Below are 15,511 nucleotides of genomic sequence, written 5' to 3'. Positions count from 1 at the left end.
GGAGCATATTATGAAATTACATCACAGTCGCTTTCATTGGATTAATAAACTTACACCAGTACAAATACTAATTATCTTTTACATATTAGCCATAATGATTGCAACGATTTTATTATCTTTACCCATCTCCCATAAGGCTGGGGTTCATATTCCGCTTATTGATATCTTATTTGTTGCAGTCAGTGCGGTTAGTGTGACAGGATTAAGTACTATATCTATAGTGGATTCATTAAGTGTAACAGGAGTTTTTATACTAGCCGGCATTTTACAATTAGGTGCGGTTGGGGTTATGGCTATTGGAACATTAATTTGGTTGTTAATTGGGAAAAAAATTGGTTTAAAAGAACGCAGATTGATTATGACAGACCAAAATCAAACAAGTTTCCAGGGAATGGTACGTCTTATCAAACAAATAATTTATGTATTACTAGTCATTGAATTAATCGGATTTTTAGTTTTAGGCGCTTATTTCTTACAATACTTTTCATCACCTGGAGAGGCTTTCCTAAATGGTTTTTTTGGGACTATAAGTGCGATAACGAATGGCGGATTTGATTTATCTGGTTCTTCACTTATACCGTTTAATCATGATTATTTTGTTCAATTTATTAATATATTACTCATTATTTTAGGTGCCATAGGTTTTCCAGTTTTAATTGAAGTAAAGGAATTCATCTTTGCAAAAAAAGAGCAAAGAAAAACACAAAGGTTTAGTTTGTTTACAAAAATAACTACATTAACATTTTTTATATTAGTAGTTGTTGGAACTGTTGGGATATATTTATTGGATATGACTCATTATTTTGCTGGCAAGAGTTGGCATGAATCCTTTTTTTATTCTCTTTTTCAATCTGTAACAACTCGTAGCGCGGGATTATCTACAATGGATGTTAGTCTTCTTACTGAAGAAAATCAGCTTTTTATGTCCTTTTTAATGTTCATTGGAGCATCACCAAGTAGTGCTGGTGGTGGTATTCGCACGACGACTTTTGCTCTGGTAGTTATTTATATTGTCGCTTCCGTACGAGGTGAAAAAAACATTCGAATTTTTAATAGGGAGGTTTATGAAGAAGACCTGTCTAAAGCGATAACCGTAATAATTATGGCTGGATTCATTAGTTTTCTATCCGTCCTAGTAATTACAAAACTAGAACCATTTTCACTGATACAAATTATTTTTGAAGTAACTTCTGCATTTGGTACGGTTGGTTTATCGATGGGGATTACTCCGGATTTAAGTGCAACAAGTAAGGTTATTCTTATGATATTAATGCTTATAGGTAGGATTGGGATTTTTACATTTTTGATTATATTTAAATCCAATAAAAAGAATAGTAGTTTCCGCTACCCTAAGGAGAGAATTATTATCGGATAAAACAATAAGCTTGTGCGAATAGCACAAGCTTATTGTTTATGTTATTTAGCAGTAAAATGCTGCGCCAACTATTATTAAAAGAATAAAAAGCACAACAATTAGCGCGAAATTGGAACCATATCCGCCACCGTAACCATAGCCACCATATCCGTAGCCTCCACAACAGCCCATGCTAACACCTCCTAAATGTTTCAATATACTATATGACCCATAATCAAAAATGTCTGGACGTTTGCCCAGCTTTTGTAAAACCTTAAAGTGCCCTAACGATAACGTTGATGAATAGGATATATAAATTCAATAATTATTTAATATATTATTCTAATATTGAAATGTTTTTTTCGTATATTTTTGCTTTATTTAGTATAAGCAAATAGTATATGATTAGGGTAGAAGATAATTAGTACTACTTCTAGAAATGTTGAAAGGGGTGCAACATAAATGGGTAGCTTAGAAGTTTTATTTGGCGTAGTTTGTTTTGGAATACTAGCATTAAATATTGGTTATTGTATTTTAGATAACGAGAAATAAAGAAGACTTGGTTCAGGTAGAGTTTTAACTCCACCTGAACCTTAGTCGCCCTTATTTCGAAGCTTGGCGGCACTTAACTGCCGCCTGTAGAGGCGGGAGTTTTAGTAACGCCGCGTAGATAAAATAAAAAAAGACTGGGACAAAAGTATTTAAACCTAGTAAAATCTAAACATTTTTAGGGTTAAACACTTTAGTTGTGTCCCAGCCTCATAAATTTTTGATGATTTACCTCGTCCTTTTCCATTCACTTATAGGATAAATAATAATTTCTGATTTGCCAACTATCTCACTTTCCAGGATTAATCCTAACCCATTTCTACTATCTTTACTTATTGCTCGATTATCACCCATTACAAAATAACTGTCTTCAGGTATGGTTTCTGGACCAAAATTATTTGTTTGAAGCCTGGCCTCTTCTGATAAAAATGTTTGTATATATCTTTCACCGTTAATGTATAATTCACCTTCATTAATTTCTATCGTTTCTCCAGGTAATCCTATGACCCGTTTCACATAATTTTTTGTAGGTCTTTGAATAATTATGATATCACCACGATTAGGTTCAGCAATTAAATAAATAAACTTGTTAAAAATAACTCTTTCTCCATCTTCTAATGTTGGATCCATACTTTCTCCTTCCACGATAGAAGTGGCAAAGATGAAAGTACGTAAAAATAATGCGATTAAGATTGCAATTACAATAGCCTTAATCCACTCAATCCATTCATTTTTTTGTTTTTTGCCTTTATTCTCCAAAACGTACATTCCTTCCAACTACATGTATATTTACAATAGTAGCACAGTCTAAAAGTAGAATCGACTATTATTGTTTAGTGAATGGTAGGTGACTATAAATGCTTGTCAATCACTTATTAGCTATGCTACAGTATAAAAGAACTATTTAAAGGAGGATATCTACTCTAATATGAATAGCACTGAAAATGTCTTAAGTCAAATTGAACATTTAAGAAAAAAAATGACCAAAATTGCCATGAATAAGGGGTTCACTGATATAGAATCGATTTCCTTAAGTCAGGAATTAGATCATTTGTTAAACGTATATGATAACTTAAATAGTGATACTAGAAAAGAAGATGAGGTTAAATAGATTACTTATTTAGTTTAGATATCCAACATATTGTTGATTTATATCATCATTTAAAACACAATCCTCTACATTAGTAAGTTCTCCTTAACCTTAAAAGTAATTACTTTTAGAAAACGTGGCATTCGCCAAGCTTTTGGGTGAATGGCTTAGTTGCACTTATGCAGACGGGAAAGATTTTATACTTTCCTACCTGCCAAAAAAGTCTTATATACTTAAGTTCCAAAATAAACCATTGTATGCAATGGTTTATTTTTTTTCATTCCCTAAGTATATCACGTCATTAATATAAAAACTAACATCTACACAAGTACCTTATTTTAAAACAACACTTTTAAGAATTGCAGAACTTTAATAATATATTCAAATAATTTAGACTAAAAAATAAAATTAGGGTATAATAGAATTAGAACACTGGAGGAGTGTAACATATGAGACCGAAAATATTAAATTTTGAACAACTAGTGGAACAAAATAAACAAGAGTTATTAAATGATGAAAAAAGTATAGATCAAATTGAGTTACGTTTAGAAAAGAAACATAAAGAATTGTTAAAATCAAAACGTATACGAATTCAAAATAAAATGAAAGTATAATAGAATTTTAAAACTGGGATAGGGCGGCTATCCCAGTTTTTGCGTTAAAAATGTTGATTTCTACTTATATATTTATGAATTAGCGACGGTATGTGAATTAAGTTCAATTTTAAGAGGAAAAAATATTATTATCATATCGTTTAGTCGTATAGTTTTTATAATTTAGGCAAAAATGTATGAAAAAAGAGAAAGGAGTGAAGTAGGGTGAGAGATTTTATTTTTAGTTTCATAAAATTTCATCATCTCGCTGCCTTAGGATTAAATAATGAATTTTTTTATTTTATCCTAATGTGTTTAGTATTAATTATTTTTTATGTGATTATTCATCCTTTTATACAATGGATCACACTTTTAAAGTTAAGTGAATTATTAAGTTATATTATTAGTACTTTACTTGTATTTATTACAATTTGTTTAATGATATTTTTTACACCCGGTTTAATCGATTTTAAAACAGTAGTAATACAGATGATTTTACAGGTCTTTGCATTATTTGGAGTGTTATTAATCATCTTTTACAGCATACGAAAATGGATTAGAAAGACCTAACACCAAATAAAGTTAACCATTTCGGTATCTTATCTAGCTAACCGTACTTTATTATCATTTTAGCTAATTCGTATTCTTTTTAAAGGATATAAAAAGACAAAAAAACTACTTTAATCCTTACGTAAGAATTTAGTAGTTTAATTACGTATTTTAATTAAAATTTTCTGCGTGATGGATGAATTGGTGGCCATTCCATCTTCCCAAGAGAAGAAGGGGTATAATAGGCGGATGTGTATCTTCTGTTTGAATTGTTTTGCTTTCTACCCGGTTTGTAATTTATATAATTGTAAACAATTTTTTTGGCCTTGGATAATGACATTTTAGTTTGAGGATTCCGATAATTTTTATCCAACGAACCAAGATGCTTGAGTCCTTTGAAGTCTTCTTTTGATGGGGGAATATGAAAATAATAATTGTCTACTTTAACTAATAAGGTGGAGTGCTGATTACTTAACTTTGGATGATCAGAAAAATGTAGTCCCATTTTAATAGCCTTTTTTTCTTTTAACAACTTGTTGATAGTTTCTTTTTTTATATAATACAAGTGCTTTGGTTCTGGTGCAGTTTTAGCATGTCTATTTATTATAAATAGTGCTTTTGCAATTTCTTTTAGTGAATCATCCTTTTGATCCATATTATAAATTCCTCCTTTCCTCCGACTTCTAGTCAATTCTATCGTAACGTAAAGATTGTCCATAAGCAAGAAAAATAGAAGAACAATTTGATTGTTCTTCTATTTTATCATTCAATTTAGCTCTTTTAAATCTGAAACTATCACATCTATCTCACTTGCATCTACGCCACTATAATTTTTAATAACTTCGCCTTCAGGGCTAACTAGGAAAAAGAAAGTAGCATGGATAACCTGATCTGAACCTGGCTGTGGTTCGGCAACTAGATTTTTAAATGATTTGATAGAGAACTCTTTAATCGTATCAAAATCGTATCCTGTTAAGAAACTCCAACTAGTAAAATCTGCGTTGTAACTTTCCCCGTACTGTTTCAATATTTCTGGAGAATCATAATCTGGATCGATACTAAAGGAAACTAATTTTACATCAAGATCTTCTTTTTTTAATTTAGATTGAAGTTGGGACATGTTATAAGTCATTGGTAGGCAAACGGTTGTACAATTTGTAAAAATAAAATCAGCAATCCACCATTCACCCTCTAAATCTTTAAGTGATAATCTTTCATTATCCTGAGTAGTAAAATTAAAATCAGCAACATCTTGTGACATATTAGTTTCTATTGGATACCCTCCACAAGCTGCTAAGAAGAGGATTAAACATAATGAGATATATTTTAGGTATTTCATTTCACCACCCCTTTTGAAATCATAGTTAAAATAGCAAAAATTACCTATTATATCAATTGTAATATGTTATCAAGAGAAAAACAGGGAATGTTTTGAACTATTTATGACAATCCCTTTTAGGAATGTTTTAAAGTATAAATATGAATTTCTGGTTTACATAGAAATCGGTAGGGGAGACGAGTCGTTCCAATTCCACTGTTAACGTATAATGTAAAAGCATCCCTATTAAGTAAATATTTCCCTTGAACATATTTTTCTGCATAATCAGGAGTATATAAATCACCAATCCAAGGTAATCGAACTTGCCCACCATGGCTATGACCGGATAATTGAACATCGATCGGGTACTCTGAGGCTGTATCTGCATAGTCAGGTTCATGTGCTAATAAAATGGTAAATAACTCATGATTCACTTGATCTAATGCAACACTTAAATTCGGCTTCCCTAACATGACATCATCTATTCCAACTAATATAAAACGGTCGAATTCTTTTTCAATAACAGAGTGGCTATTTTGTAATAAATGAAAATCAGATTTTTTCATGACCTTTTTTATAATTTCTGTACCATATCCTCCATGGTCGTGATTACCATATATCCAAAATTTACCATAAGGTGCTTCTAATAATTTAAGCTTTTCTTGGAGGGAGGAGTATTCATCAAATTCATAAGGATTATCAACAAGATCGCCTGTAAAAACAATAACATCTGGCTGAATGGCGTTTATTTTGTCAATTAATTCAGATAGCTGATTTATTGTATAATGGAAACCTATATGAGTATCAGAGAACTGGGCAATCTTAAAATTTTGAAAAGAGGGAGGGATTTTTTTGGAATGAATGACTTCATGTTGAAATTTAATCATTCGAGGCTCCAATTCTTTTGCGTAAAAATATCCACCGCCACTTAAACTAAATAAAGTTATGAGACTTCCTATCCCTCTTTTTAAAAACGTCCGTCTATTCATACAAAAACCTCTCCATTAAAAAATCATTAACTAAATGTAGAATAATTTAAAAATTGACTTTTTATTGTTTTCTGATAAAATTAAAATGCACTAAGTTTTTCTAACTACAATTGTTTATTCTAACCTAAGAAATAGAATGTGTCATCTGTAGTTTCCTTTATATAATCTTCCATTTAATATTTCTCCAACTTTACACTTGAATTTTCCGTTAAACTTTCAGAAAAAACCCATATTATTATAGTGTTGTAACATTTATAAGCGTAGAAAATGTATGCTTTTATTTATTGTGTTACACTTATTCTAGGAGAGTAAGCGCCTACACATTTTATTAACTTAATTTATATGTATACATTAGTGTAGTATTTTAAGATGTTAAGTAATTAAAAATACTTGGGATTCGCCAAATCAGGATGCCTAAGTTGGACTTATGCAATACGGTTGAGGTGAGTATTGGAAACATCGTGAGAAAGTTTTATATTTGAATCTGAAAAAACTGAATTAAAAACAGATTATTTGTTAAACACTTATGAAGGGAAGTTTATGCTATGAGTATGTTACAAGAAGATAGAAGATTATCAGATATTTCTGTTGGTGATTTAATGATTTCCTCTGAAAAGGTTGCACATGTACAGATAAACAATCCATTGGAACATGCTTTATTAGTATTAGTAAAATCCGGATATTCAGCTGTTCCGGTATTGGATACTTCTTATAAATTAGTTGGGATTATTAGTAAAACGACTATATTAAATCAAATATTGGGAATGGAACGGTTTGAGATTGAAAAACTTTCGGAATTAAAAGTGAAGGAAGTAATGAATCACGATCTTTTAACCTTAAAAAAAGAAAATAATTTACTAGATGGATTAAATGCTACGATTGATCATGCTTTTATTTGTGTGGTGGATAAGGATAATTATTTCGATGGTATTTTAACTAGAAGAGCGATTTTAAAACAATTAAAAAAAGAAATTTATATTACCAAATTATTTAATAAATAAAAGAAGAGCGCACATGCTCTTTTTTCTATTTAACACTACATAATTTTACGGTGTTTAGGCCAAACTACATATGTAAATTATATGTAGAGGAGGAAATACGTATGGCACGTATTGGTGTAGAAGGAACACTTTCAGATGTAAAAGCTGCATTGATGGAGATGGGACATGAAGTTGTAGATCTCAGAACAGAATCTGATGTAAATGGGTGTGATTGTTGTATCATATCCGGTATGGATAAAGATGTTATGGGAATGGCAGACGTTTCTACCGAGGCACCTGTAATCAACGCACAAGGTTATGCCGCACAAGATATTGTTCAAATGATAAATGAAAGATTACAATGATATAATCGAACAAAGCTTTTGTACTTAACTAATCCAATTGAATTATTGGGAAAGAAGGTTAAATTCCTTCTTTCCCTTTTTAGTATGATAAAATGGAAAAAATAGCTTGCTCATAAACTTTCGTATTTGAAATTTAATTGGAGGTTTTTATATGAAAAAGAAAGAGTTTGCGGTAATTGGGTTAGGTCGCTTTGGAGGTAGTATATGTAGGGAGCTAAGTTTTGAGGGGATGCCGGTTTTAGCAATAGACAATGACATTGAGAAGGTCAATGAATTTAAGAATATAGCATCTCACGCAGTTATTTTAGATTCAACTGATGAAGACTCTTTGAAGGATATTGGGATTTCTAATTTTGAACATGTCATTGTTGCAATTGGCGAAAATATCCAAGCAAGTATATTAACAACGGTAATACTCAAAGATTTGGGTGTTAATAGGGTAACTGTAAAAGCGCAAAATGATTATCACGAAAAAATCTTACATAAAATTGGTGCTGACCGAATTGTACATCCTGAACGTGATATGGGTAAACGCCTCGCGCATAATTTTATTTCAAATAATATACTAGATTATCTTGAATTATCAGATGAACACAGTATAGCCGAGGTAAAAGTAGGAAGAAAAATGGAAGGGAAGTCAATAGCTGAACTCGATATTCGTGCGAACTTTGGTTGTAACGTTGTCGCAATTAAACAGGGGAATGAGATTAATGTTTCTCCTCAGGCGAATGAAGCCTTACGGACGGATGATATCCTTATTGTTATAGGGGCTGATAAGGACTTGTCGAGGTTTGAAAAACAGTTAGTTATTGATTAAGAGAATAAGCGCCCAATACGAGACATCCTGGGACTAAAATAAAAAGGCATTGTGAATTTTCACAATGCCTTTAAATGTAGTTTAAACTTCCATAATAATGGGTAGTACCATTGGTCTACGTTTTGTTTTTTCATATAAGAAAGGTGCAATGGTGTCTGTAATTTCATTTTTTATTTCAGACCATTGATTTGTTTTTCTTTCCATTACCTTATCTAGATGTTTTGAAACTAATTTTTGAGCTTCCTTAATTAAGTCCTCGGATTCTCTCATGTATACAAAACCACGAGAAATGATATCTGGGCCAGCAGCAATCTTGAATTCCTTCATATTTATACTTACCACAACGATTACTAATCCTTCTTCAGATAAAATTCTTCGATCACGTAAAACAATGTTACCAATGTCACCAATTCCACTACCATCCACATAGATGGATCCAGATGGAATCTTACCCGCAATGGACGCATTTTCTTTCCCCAATGCCAGTACATCTCCGTTATCCATGATAAAACAGTTGTCTTCTTCGACATCACAGGAGACAGCTAATTTAATATGTTCTCTTAGCATTCGATATTCTCCATGGATTGGCATGAAGTACTTCGGTTTTATTAAACGAAGCATTAACTTTTGTTCTTCTTGGCTACCGTGACCAGAAGTGTGGATATTATTTAATTTACCATGAATTACTTCTGCTCCAGCACGATATAATTTATTGATTATTCTTGAAACACTCACTGTATTTCCAGGGATTGGTGAAGAAGAAAATACAACGGTGTCTCCAGGTATCAATTGAATTTGGCGATGTGTACCATTAGCAATACGAGACAATGCAGCCATAGATTCACCTTGGGAGCCTGTACAAAGAATAGTAACCTCACTTGCCGGTAAACGATTGATTTGATTACCATCAATAAAGGTTTCTTTAGGTACTTGAATATAACCTAATTCTTGACCTAAGTTAATTGCGGATTCCATACTACGTCCAAAAACTGCAACTTTTCTATTATGTTTTACAGCTGCTTCGACAACCTGTTGTAAACGATAAATGTTTGAAGCGAAGGTTGCGAATATTAAACGCCCATCTGTACGACTAAAAATTTCGTTAATACTGTCTCCTACAACTCTTTCGGACATTGTGAAACCAGGTATTTCGCTATTTGTACTATCCGATAGTAGACAAAGTACACCTTCTTTTCCAATCTCAGCCATTTTCGTAAGGTTAGCCGGTTCTCCAACAGGGGTAAAATCGAATTTAAAATCGCCTGTGTGTACGATATTCCCTGGGGGAGTCTTTATTACGATTCCAAACGCATCTGGAATACTATGAGTAGTACGGAAAAAAGTTACAGAAGTTTTACGGAATTTAATGATATCTTCTTCTTGTATCGGTATTAATTTTGCATTGCGTAATAGACCATGTTCATCTAACTTATTTCGAATCAATCCTAGCGCCAGTTTCCCTGCGTAAATAGGAACATTCACTTCTCGAAGAAAATATGGAATTCCTCCAATGTGATCTTCGTGACCATGAGTAATGAATAAACCTTTTATTTTATCTTGATTTTGGACAAGGTAAGTAAAATCAGGTATCACATAATCAATTCCAAGAAGCTCATCTTCAGGAAATTTTATACCTGAATCAATGATAATAATTTCGTCTTGAAATTGTACTGCATACATGTTTTTACCAATTTCACCTAACCCACCAAGTGCGTATACTGCTGTTTGATCATTCTTGACAAACTTCATCCGTTACACATTCTCCAATTGAAAATGTTCGGATTGTTTTTCGTATTCAAGATGTTCTGGGTCTAGTGCATGGATGTGTTCTACATTAATTTTATAGCCTTTTTCTATTAATTTAGTTCGTACTTCACGTACAGATTCTGCTTCAATGTACATACTTTTTGTACGTTCTCGAACTGGGATTTCATCAGGTGATTCCTGATAAAGTACTTTAAATATCATGTTTTCTCTCCTACCTTTAATCAACATTGTTTATTCCGTTCTGTATTTTTCCGTAATATTTTCCGTATTTAATAATAGAGTTTTTGATAATCCGCAAAATTTGATTGGTAAAATTACTGGTAGTCTTTTTTAAATGTTGTAGGTACACGTCCTTCTTTCTTTAAAAATTCCTTCCATCGTTTCTTAAGCTTTTCTTTAAGGCGTTTTAACATGACTTAACACGTCTCCTTTCAAATTAAGAAAAGCAAAAAACTTCTACCGTTCCAATCCCTCTTAATCTTTAGTATAGTATGTTTTATAAAATATTGAAATAAAAATCCATCATTTCATTAAAAATATTTTAGCAGATAGGAAGTATAAATGTTTTTCCTGTCTGCATAGGTGTACCTTAAGCATTTGCCAAAATCTTGGTAAATGCCAAGATTTCTAAATTATTGGGAGGGTTTTTCCTAATTTTATCGTTAACAAATGAACAGATTTTATACATAAAAAAAATAGTGTCGTTGAAGACACTATTGTTCGGTAACAATCTATTACTCAATTGCAGTCGAGTTTTCGGGTGTTTTAAATGGATTCTTTTTATTAATATGATCAAAGAACATAATGCCGTTCAAATGATCAATTTCGTGTTGGAATACAATTGCTGGATATCCTTTTAATCTTAACTTTACTGGATTACCATCTATATCAACGGCTTTGACCGTGATTCGACGGTGTCTTGGCACATAACCTTCTATAGAACGATCAACTGATAAACAACCTTCACCGGCTGCTAAATAAGCACCTTCAACAGAATGACTAATAATTTTTGGATTGGCTAATCCATAGCTATATAACTTTCCATCAACATCTTCAAAATGAATAGCGATTAAACGTTTTTCAATACCTAATTGTGGAGCAGCCAAACCAACCCCAGCTCTTAATTTGTATTTATTTGCTATTTCCTCATCTTGACTATTTTTTAAGAATGTAATCATATCTTCTAATAATTGTTTGTCCTCATGACTAAGAGGAATAGAAACTTCTTCAGCTTCTTTTAGTAATGAAGCATGACCCTCGCGTACAATATCTTTCATGGTTATCATATTAAAACTCCTTTAGATTAAAATAAATCAATAAGTATTTGTTTAGTTTGAAATTATATCATTTAAATTATATTAACATATTATTACAAAATAAATCATATTATTCTTAGTAGGACAAGCTAGATTTATTTCAGGTATATGCATGTTTTATATTATACTGTAGAAAATAGGGGAAGTACTGTTTTAGGAGGGGTCTATCGTTGTTTCGGACAAGAAAAGCAATTATAATTTTAAATCTTATTATTTTAATAGCACTTACCGCATGTAATAATACAACCGTAGAAGAAGAAATATATACATATTTAGAAGAAGCAGTTCGTATTGAGTCTGAATTTATTAAACAACAGGATAAAATAACAAATTTAGAAGCTGAAGAACAACAGATCTATAATGAAATCATTGAATTAGGAATGGATAAGATTGATCGAATTGTAGATCTAGCTAATAAGGCAATGGATAACATAAATAAAAGGTCAGAACTAATTGCAATGGAAAAAGAAAATATTGAATCCTCTAAAGAAGAATTTCAAAAAACAAAGGAATATATTGAAAAAATTAAGGATAAGGATATAAAGAAGATAGCAGAAAAATTATATAAAAAGATGGAAAATAGGTATTCTTCCTATAATAAGTTAAATGAAACATATATTGTATCGTTAGAATTAGAAATGGAATTGTATGAAATGTTACAAAGACAAGACTTGAAACAAGAAGTTTTAACCGAACATATAAATAAAATAAATAAGGGTTATGAGAAAGTTATAAAGGCAAATGAAAAATTCAACACGTATACAATTGAATATAATGAACTGAAAAGGGAGTTCTACGAATTAGCGGGTATTGAGGTAACATACGAGGAACAACCATCAACAGATGAAGGAATGAATAAAAAAGGCAACTGAATAAACTGGTACCTGTAGATAAGACACTTTAAAAAAAGTGTTTAATCTATAGGTATTTTTTTATATACTTGAATTTCAAGATATGGGGAATAGGTGACAACATGAGTAAGATAACATTTTCAACTAAAGAGATAAAAACACTTCAAAAGAATCCAAATGTACAACGTGTTAGCGAGCGAGCTATTACATATACTGATGCATTTAAAAATAGATTTATGGATGAGTATTTAGCCGGAAAACTCCCGCGAAAGATTTTTACTGAGAACGGATTTGATGTCGATGTTATAGGAATGAAGCGAATTGAACAATCAGCCTATAGATGGAAAAAGGCTTATGAAAAGGATGGATTATTGGGGCTTACAGATACAAGAAAAACAAGTTCTGGCAGACCGTTAAAACGGGAACTTACTCCGTCCGAAATCATTGAAAGACAGGAAGCAAGGATTAATTTACTGGAGGGTCAAGTTGAACTATTAAAAAAGCTAGAAGTGACAGAAAGGAGGCTGCTAAACGCAAGCGAAAATCTAGACCCAAGTAAAGTATATCAGTTAATTTACGAGATTATTGAACAAAATCAATATAAGCGAATGACGAAGTATTTTTGTGACCTTTTGGAGGTCTCCCGTTCTGGATATTATAGCTATCTAAAGGCATCTACTTATAGAGAAGTAAGAGAGCGATTGGACTTAGAAGCGAAAGAAATYATTTTAAAGGCATTTAATCGACGGGGGTATAAGAAAGGATCACGTTCCATCAAAATGATATTGGAAAATGAATATAACATTGTCTTTAGTCGTAAAAAGATCCAAAGAATCATGAGGAAATATGGAATTGTCTGCCCTCATAGAAGACCAAATCCATACAAAAAAATCGCTAAAGCAACCAAGGAGCATCAGGTTGTTCCAAACAAGTTAAACAGAGAATTTAAGCAAGGTGTTCCAGGTAAAGTGTTATTAACTGACATTACTTATTTGCCATATAGTGGTAATTGTATGGCTTATTTGTCTACCGTAAAAGATGCTTCGTCAAATGAAATCCTAGCCTATCACGTTTCTGATCGAATTACTTTAGACATCGCAACTAAGACAATCCAYAAATTAGTCAACAACAAGAAAATTACCCTACATGAAGATGCCTATATCCACTCGGATCAAGGAAGTCACTATACGAGTCCACAATACCAAAAGTTATTAAAAGAATATGGTCTAGGCCAATCTATGTCTAGGAAAGGCAATTGTTGGGACAATGCCCCTCAAGAATCCTTCTTTGGTCATTTAAAAGATGAGGTAAACTATCAATCTTGTAAAACACTAAAAGAACTAAAATCTAAAATTAATCATTATATGGTTTATTATAACAATTATCGTTATCAATGGAATCTAAAAAAGATGACCCCTATTCAATATAGGAATCATCTTCTAATTGCTTAATCTCTTTTTTTATAGTGTCCTTGACATGGGTACCAGTTTAAGAATGTTGCCTTTTTTATTTATTTTAAATTTAAAAAGAGAAAATTATCAAAGAACTGTCTTCATATAGATTGGTACAGTTGATGTTCTATGATATAACAGTTTTAAAGGGGGAGAAGATTGAAAATTTAACTTAGTTATTGGAAAAAAATAAATAAATCAAAGGATTTGACCTTTAAATGATTATAATATATATTTAATTTAGTTATTTGTTGTACCAGTATTTTATTGGTTGTTTTTTATAACAGTATACATAGAGACAATACAATAATGATGATTTCGCTAAATTGAAAGAGGGTACAAGAAATATTAATAAAGGAGTACATTTTTCGGTTTTTTGGTAAAGCTAAAACTGAAAATAAAAATATTGGGTTAAAGAAAGGAAGAGGTGAACTATTTTGAAACACGTATTAGAAAGTGTTGAAAGTTTGTTCGAAACGTTCCAGATCCTGAATGAGGATGGAGAAGTAGTAAATAAAGATGATATGCCTGATCTTTCAGATGATGAGTTGAAAGAATTGATGCGTCGTATGGTTTATACGCGAATTCTAGACCAACGCTCTATTGCTTTAAACCGACAAGGCCGTTTAGGTTTCTATGCACCTACAGCAGGACAAGAGGCTTCTCAATTAGGAAGTCAATTTGCTTTAGAAAAGGATGATTTTCTATTACCAGGATATCGTGATGTTCCACAATTAATTTGGCAGGGACTTCCATTATATCAAGCATTCCTTTTCTCTAAAGGTCATTTCCATGGAAACCAAATGCCAGAAGATTTACAAGCACTAAGCCCACAAATTATTATTGGTGCTCAATATGTTCAAACAGCTGGAGTAGCATTAGGTATGAAGAAACGTGGTGCTAAAACAGTTGCAATAACATACACAGGTGATGGTGGAACATCTCAAGGTGACTTCTATGAAGGAATTAACTTTGCGGGTGCTTATAAAGCTCCAGCTATTTTCGTTGTGCAAAATAACGGATTTGCTATTTCAGTTCCTAGAGAATTACAAACAAGTGCAAAAACATTAGCGCAAAAAGCTGTTGCTGCAGGTATTGAAGGTATTCAAGTTGATGGTATGGACGTTCTAGCTGTTTATGCAGCAACTAAACATGCAAGAGAGCGTGCGATTGCTGGTGAAGGTCCTACACTAATAGAGACACTTACGTACCGTTATGGTCCGCATACAATGTCTGGTGATGATCCAACGCGTTATCGTTCAGAAGAAATGGATAATGAATGGGCGAAGAAAGATCCATTAGTACGTTTCCGTAAGTTCTTAGAAAGTAAAAACTTATGGTCTGAACAAGAAGAAAATAAAGTAATAGAAGAAGCTAAAGAAGATATTAAACAAGCTATTAAAGATGCTGAAAAATATCCTAAACAAAAAGTAACAGATTTAATTGGAAATATGTTTGAGGAACTACCATCAAACTTACAAGAACAAATGGAAGAATTTAAAGAAAAGGAGTCGAAATAAAT

Annotated in this window: 17 protein-coding genes; 9 read left to right on the top strand and 8 right to left on the bottom strand. The window is 32.0% G+C overall.

The genetic code is table 11. The features are described 5' to 3' along the window. The first annotated feature begins 10 nt into the window (after positions 1-10). On the top strand, positions 11-1,375 hold the full coding sequence (locus tag A9178_RS03640; RefSeq protein ID WP_068672541.1) for a TrkH family potassium uptake protein: 1,365 nt from the start codon (positions 11-13) through the stop codon (positions 1,373-1,375). 45 nt (positions 1,376-1,420) lie between these two features. On the opposite strand, the gene A9178_RS18540 is transcribed toward A9178_RS03640, so the two are convergent. Together A9178_RS18540 and lepB are read right to left on the bottom strand one after the other, a co-directional pair. Continuing rightward, a complete protein-coding gene (locus tag A9178_RS18540) occupies positions 1,421-1,546 on the bottom strand; it encodes a YjcZ family sporulation protein (protein ID WP_082918072.1) in 126 nt (41 codons plus the stop codon). Between the two features lie 585 nt (positions 1,547-2,131). Next, on the bottom strand, positions 2,132-2,662 hold the full coding sequence (gene lepB / locus A9178_RS03635; RefSeq protein WP_231889781.1) for a signal peptidase I: 531 nt from the start codon (positions 2,660-2,662) through the stop codon (positions 2,132-2,134). A gap of 169 nt (positions 2,663-2,831) precedes the next feature. Between lepB and A9178_RS03630 the strand changes: the two genes are divergently transcribed. Further along, the gene (locus A9178_RS03630) at positions 2,832-3,014 is read left to right on the top strand and encodes an aspartyl-phosphate phosphatase Spo0E family protein (protein ID WP_068672539.1); all 183 of its coding nucleotides are present in this window, start codon (positions 2,832-2,834) and stop codon (positions 3,012-3,014) included. Positions 3,015-3,442: 428 nt separating this feature from the next. Then, positions 3,443-3,607, top strand: coding sequence for an FbpB family small basic protein (locus A9178_RS18535; RefSeq protein WP_082918071.1), 165 nt, complete (start codon positions 3,443-3,445; stop codon positions 3,605-3,607). A gap of 703 nt (positions 3,608-4,310) precedes the next feature. On the opposite strand, the gene A9178_RS03620 is transcribed toward A9178_RS18535, so the two are convergent. The 3 genes from A9178_RS03620 to A9178_RS03610 form a co-directional block, all read right to left on the bottom strand. After that, positions 4,311-4,790, bottom strand: coding sequence for a YkyB family protein (locus A9178_RS03620; protein WP_068672537.1), 480 nt, complete (start codon positions 4,788-4,790; stop codon positions 4,311-4,313). Between the two features lie 111 nt (positions 4,791-4,901). After that, complete coding sequence (locus tag A9178_RS03615) at positions 4,902-5,474, bottom strand: SCO family protein (protein ID WP_068672536.1); 573 nt, start codon at positions 5,472-5,474, stop codon at positions 4,902-4,904. A 116-nt stretch (positions 5,475-5,590) separates the two neighbouring features. Further along, positions 5,591-6,442, bottom strand: coding sequence for a metallophosphoesterase (locus A9178_RS03610; RefSeq protein ID WP_068672535.1), 852 nt, complete (start codon positions 6,440-6,442; stop codon positions 5,591-5,593). Between the two features lie 545 nt (positions 6,443-6,987). On the opposite strand from A9178_RS03610, the gene cbpB reads away from it, so the two are divergent. The 3 genes from cbpB to A9178_RS03595 all read left to right on the top strand — a co-directional run bounded on the left by cbpB (position 6,988) and on the right by A9178_RS03595 (position 8,604). Continuing rightward, entirely contained in the window at positions 6,988-7,443 is a 456-nt protein-coding gene (gene cbpB, locus A9178_RS03605; RefSeq protein ID WP_068672534.1) for a cyclic-di-AMP-binding protein CbpB, read from the top strand. Positions 7,444-7,544: 101 nt separating this feature from the next. Beyond that, positions 7,545-7,787 carry a YkuS family protein gene (locus A9178_RS03600; protein WP_068672533.1) on the top strand — a complete coding sequence of 81 codons (243 nt, stop codon included), beginning with the start codon at positions 7,545-7,547 and terminating at the stop codon, positions 7,785-7,787. Between the two features lie 151 nt (positions 7,788-7,938). Next, a complete protein-coding gene (locus A9178_RS03595; protein ID WP_068672532.1) occupies positions 7,939-8,604 on the top strand; it encodes a potassium channel family protein in 666 nt (221 codons plus the stop codon). A gap of 81 nt (positions 8,605-8,685) precedes the next feature. On the opposite strand, the gene rnjA is transcribed toward A9178_RS03595, so the two are convergent. From rnjA to def, 3 genes are all read right to left on the bottom strand, one after another. Continuing rightward, positions 8,686-10,353 carry a ribonuclease J1 gene (gene rnjA, locus A9178_RS03590; protein ID WP_068672531.1) on the bottom strand — a complete coding sequence of 556 codons (1,668 nt, stop codon included), beginning with the start codon at positions 10,351-10,353 and terminating at the stop codon, positions 8,686-8,688. A gap of 3 nt (positions 10,354-10,356) precedes the next feature. Next, positions 10,357-10,572: a DNA-dependent RNA polymerase subunit epsilon gene (locus A9178_RS03585; protein WP_068672530.1), complete on the bottom strand. Its 216-nt coding sequence runs from the start codon at positions 10,570-10,572 to the stop codon at positions 10,357-10,359. 533 nt (positions 10,573-11,105) lie between these two features. Next, the gene (gene def / locus A9178_RS03580; protein ID WP_068672529.1) at positions 11,106-11,657 is read right to left on the bottom strand and encodes a peptide deformylase; all 552 of its coding nucleotides are present in this window, start codon (positions 11,655-11,657) and stop codon (positions 11,106-11,108) included. Between the two features lie 200 nt (positions 11,658-11,857). Between def and A9178_RS03575 the strand changes: the two genes are divergently transcribed. From A9178_RS03575 to pdhA, 3 genes are all read left to right on the top strand, one after another. Beyond that, positions 11,858-12,559: a YkyA family protein gene (locus A9178_RS03575; protein ID WP_068672528.1), complete on the top strand. Its 702-nt coding sequence runs from the start codon at positions 11,858-11,860 to the stop codon at positions 12,557-12,559. A gap of 101 nt (positions 12,560-12,660) precedes the next feature. Beyond that, positions 12,661-13,989, top strand: a complete 1,329-nt coding sequence (locus A9178_RS03570; RefSeq protein ID WP_068672527.1) for an IS3 family transposase — start codon at positions 12,661-12,663, stop codon at positions 13,987-13,989. Between the two features lie 437 nt (positions 13,990-14,426). Beyond that, positions 14,427-15,509, top strand: coding sequence for a pyruvate dehydrogenase (acetyl-transferring) E1 component subunit alpha (gene pdhA / locus A9178_RS03565; RefSeq protein ID WP_068672526.1), 1,083 nt, complete (start codon positions 14,427-14,429; stop codon positions 15,507-15,509). The last annotated feature ends 2 nt before the right edge of the window (positions 15,510-15,511 follow it).

It is taken from the genome of Oceanobacillus sp. Castelsardo (assembly GCF_001659985.1).
Lineage (GTDB): Bacteria > Bacillota > Bacilli > Bacillales > Amphibacillaceae > Oceanobacillus.
The sequence above is the reverse complement of the archived record's forward strand: the minus strand, read 5'-3'. Positions and strand labels throughout refer to the sequence as shown.

Bases quoted from the DNA above. Each gene is read 5' to 3' on its own strand.
- A9178_RS03640 (WP_068672541.1), top strand. From the start codon at position 11: ATGAAATTACATCACAGTCGCTTTCATTGGATTAATAAACTTACACCA.
- A9178_RS18540 (WP_082918072.1), bottom strand. From the start codon at position 1,546: ATGGGCTGTTGTGGAGGCTACGGATATGGTGGCTATGGTTACGGTGGC.
- A9178_RS03630 (WP_068672539.1), top strand. From the start codon at position 2,832: ATGAATAGCACTGAAAATGTCTTAAGTCAAATTGAACATTTAAGAAAA.
- A9178_RS18535 (WP_082918071.1), top strand. From the start codon at position 3,443: ATGAGACCGAAAATATTAAATTTTGAACAACTAGTGGAACAAAATAAA.
- A9178_RS03620 (WP_068672537.1), bottom strand. From the start codon at position 4,790: ATGGATCAAAAGGATGATTCACTAAAAGAAATTGCAAAAGCACTATTT.
- A9178_RS03615 (WP_068672536.1), bottom strand. From the start codon at position 5,474: ATGAAATACCTAAAATATATCTCATTATGTTTAATCCTCTTCTTAGCA.
- A9178_RS03610 (WP_068672535.1), bottom strand. From the start codon at position 6,442: ATGAATAGACGGACGTTTTTAAAAAGAGGGATAGGAAGTCTCATAACT.
- cbpB (WP_068672534.1), top strand. From the start codon at position 6,988: ATGAGTATGTTACAAGAAGATAGAAGATTATCAGATATTTCTGTTGGT.
- A9178_RS03600 (WP_068672533.1), top strand. From the start codon at position 7,545: ATGGCACGTATTGGTGTAGAAGGAACACTTTCAGATGTAAAAGCTGCA.
- A9178_RS03595 (WP_068672532.1), top strand. From the start codon at position 7,939: ATGAAAAAGAAAGAGTTTGCGGTAATTGGGTTAGGTCGCTTTGGAGGT.
- rnjA (WP_068672531.1), bottom strand. From the start codon at position 10,353: ATGAAGTTTGTCAAGAATGATCAAACAGCAGTATACGCACTTGGTGGG.
- A9178_RS03585 (WP_068672530.1), bottom strand. From the start codon at position 10,572: ATGATATTTAAAGTACTTTATCAGGAATCACCTGATGAAATCCCAGTT.
- def (WP_068672529.1), bottom strand. From the start codon at position 11,657: ATGATAACCATGAAAGATATTGTACGCGAGGGTCATGCTTCATTACTA.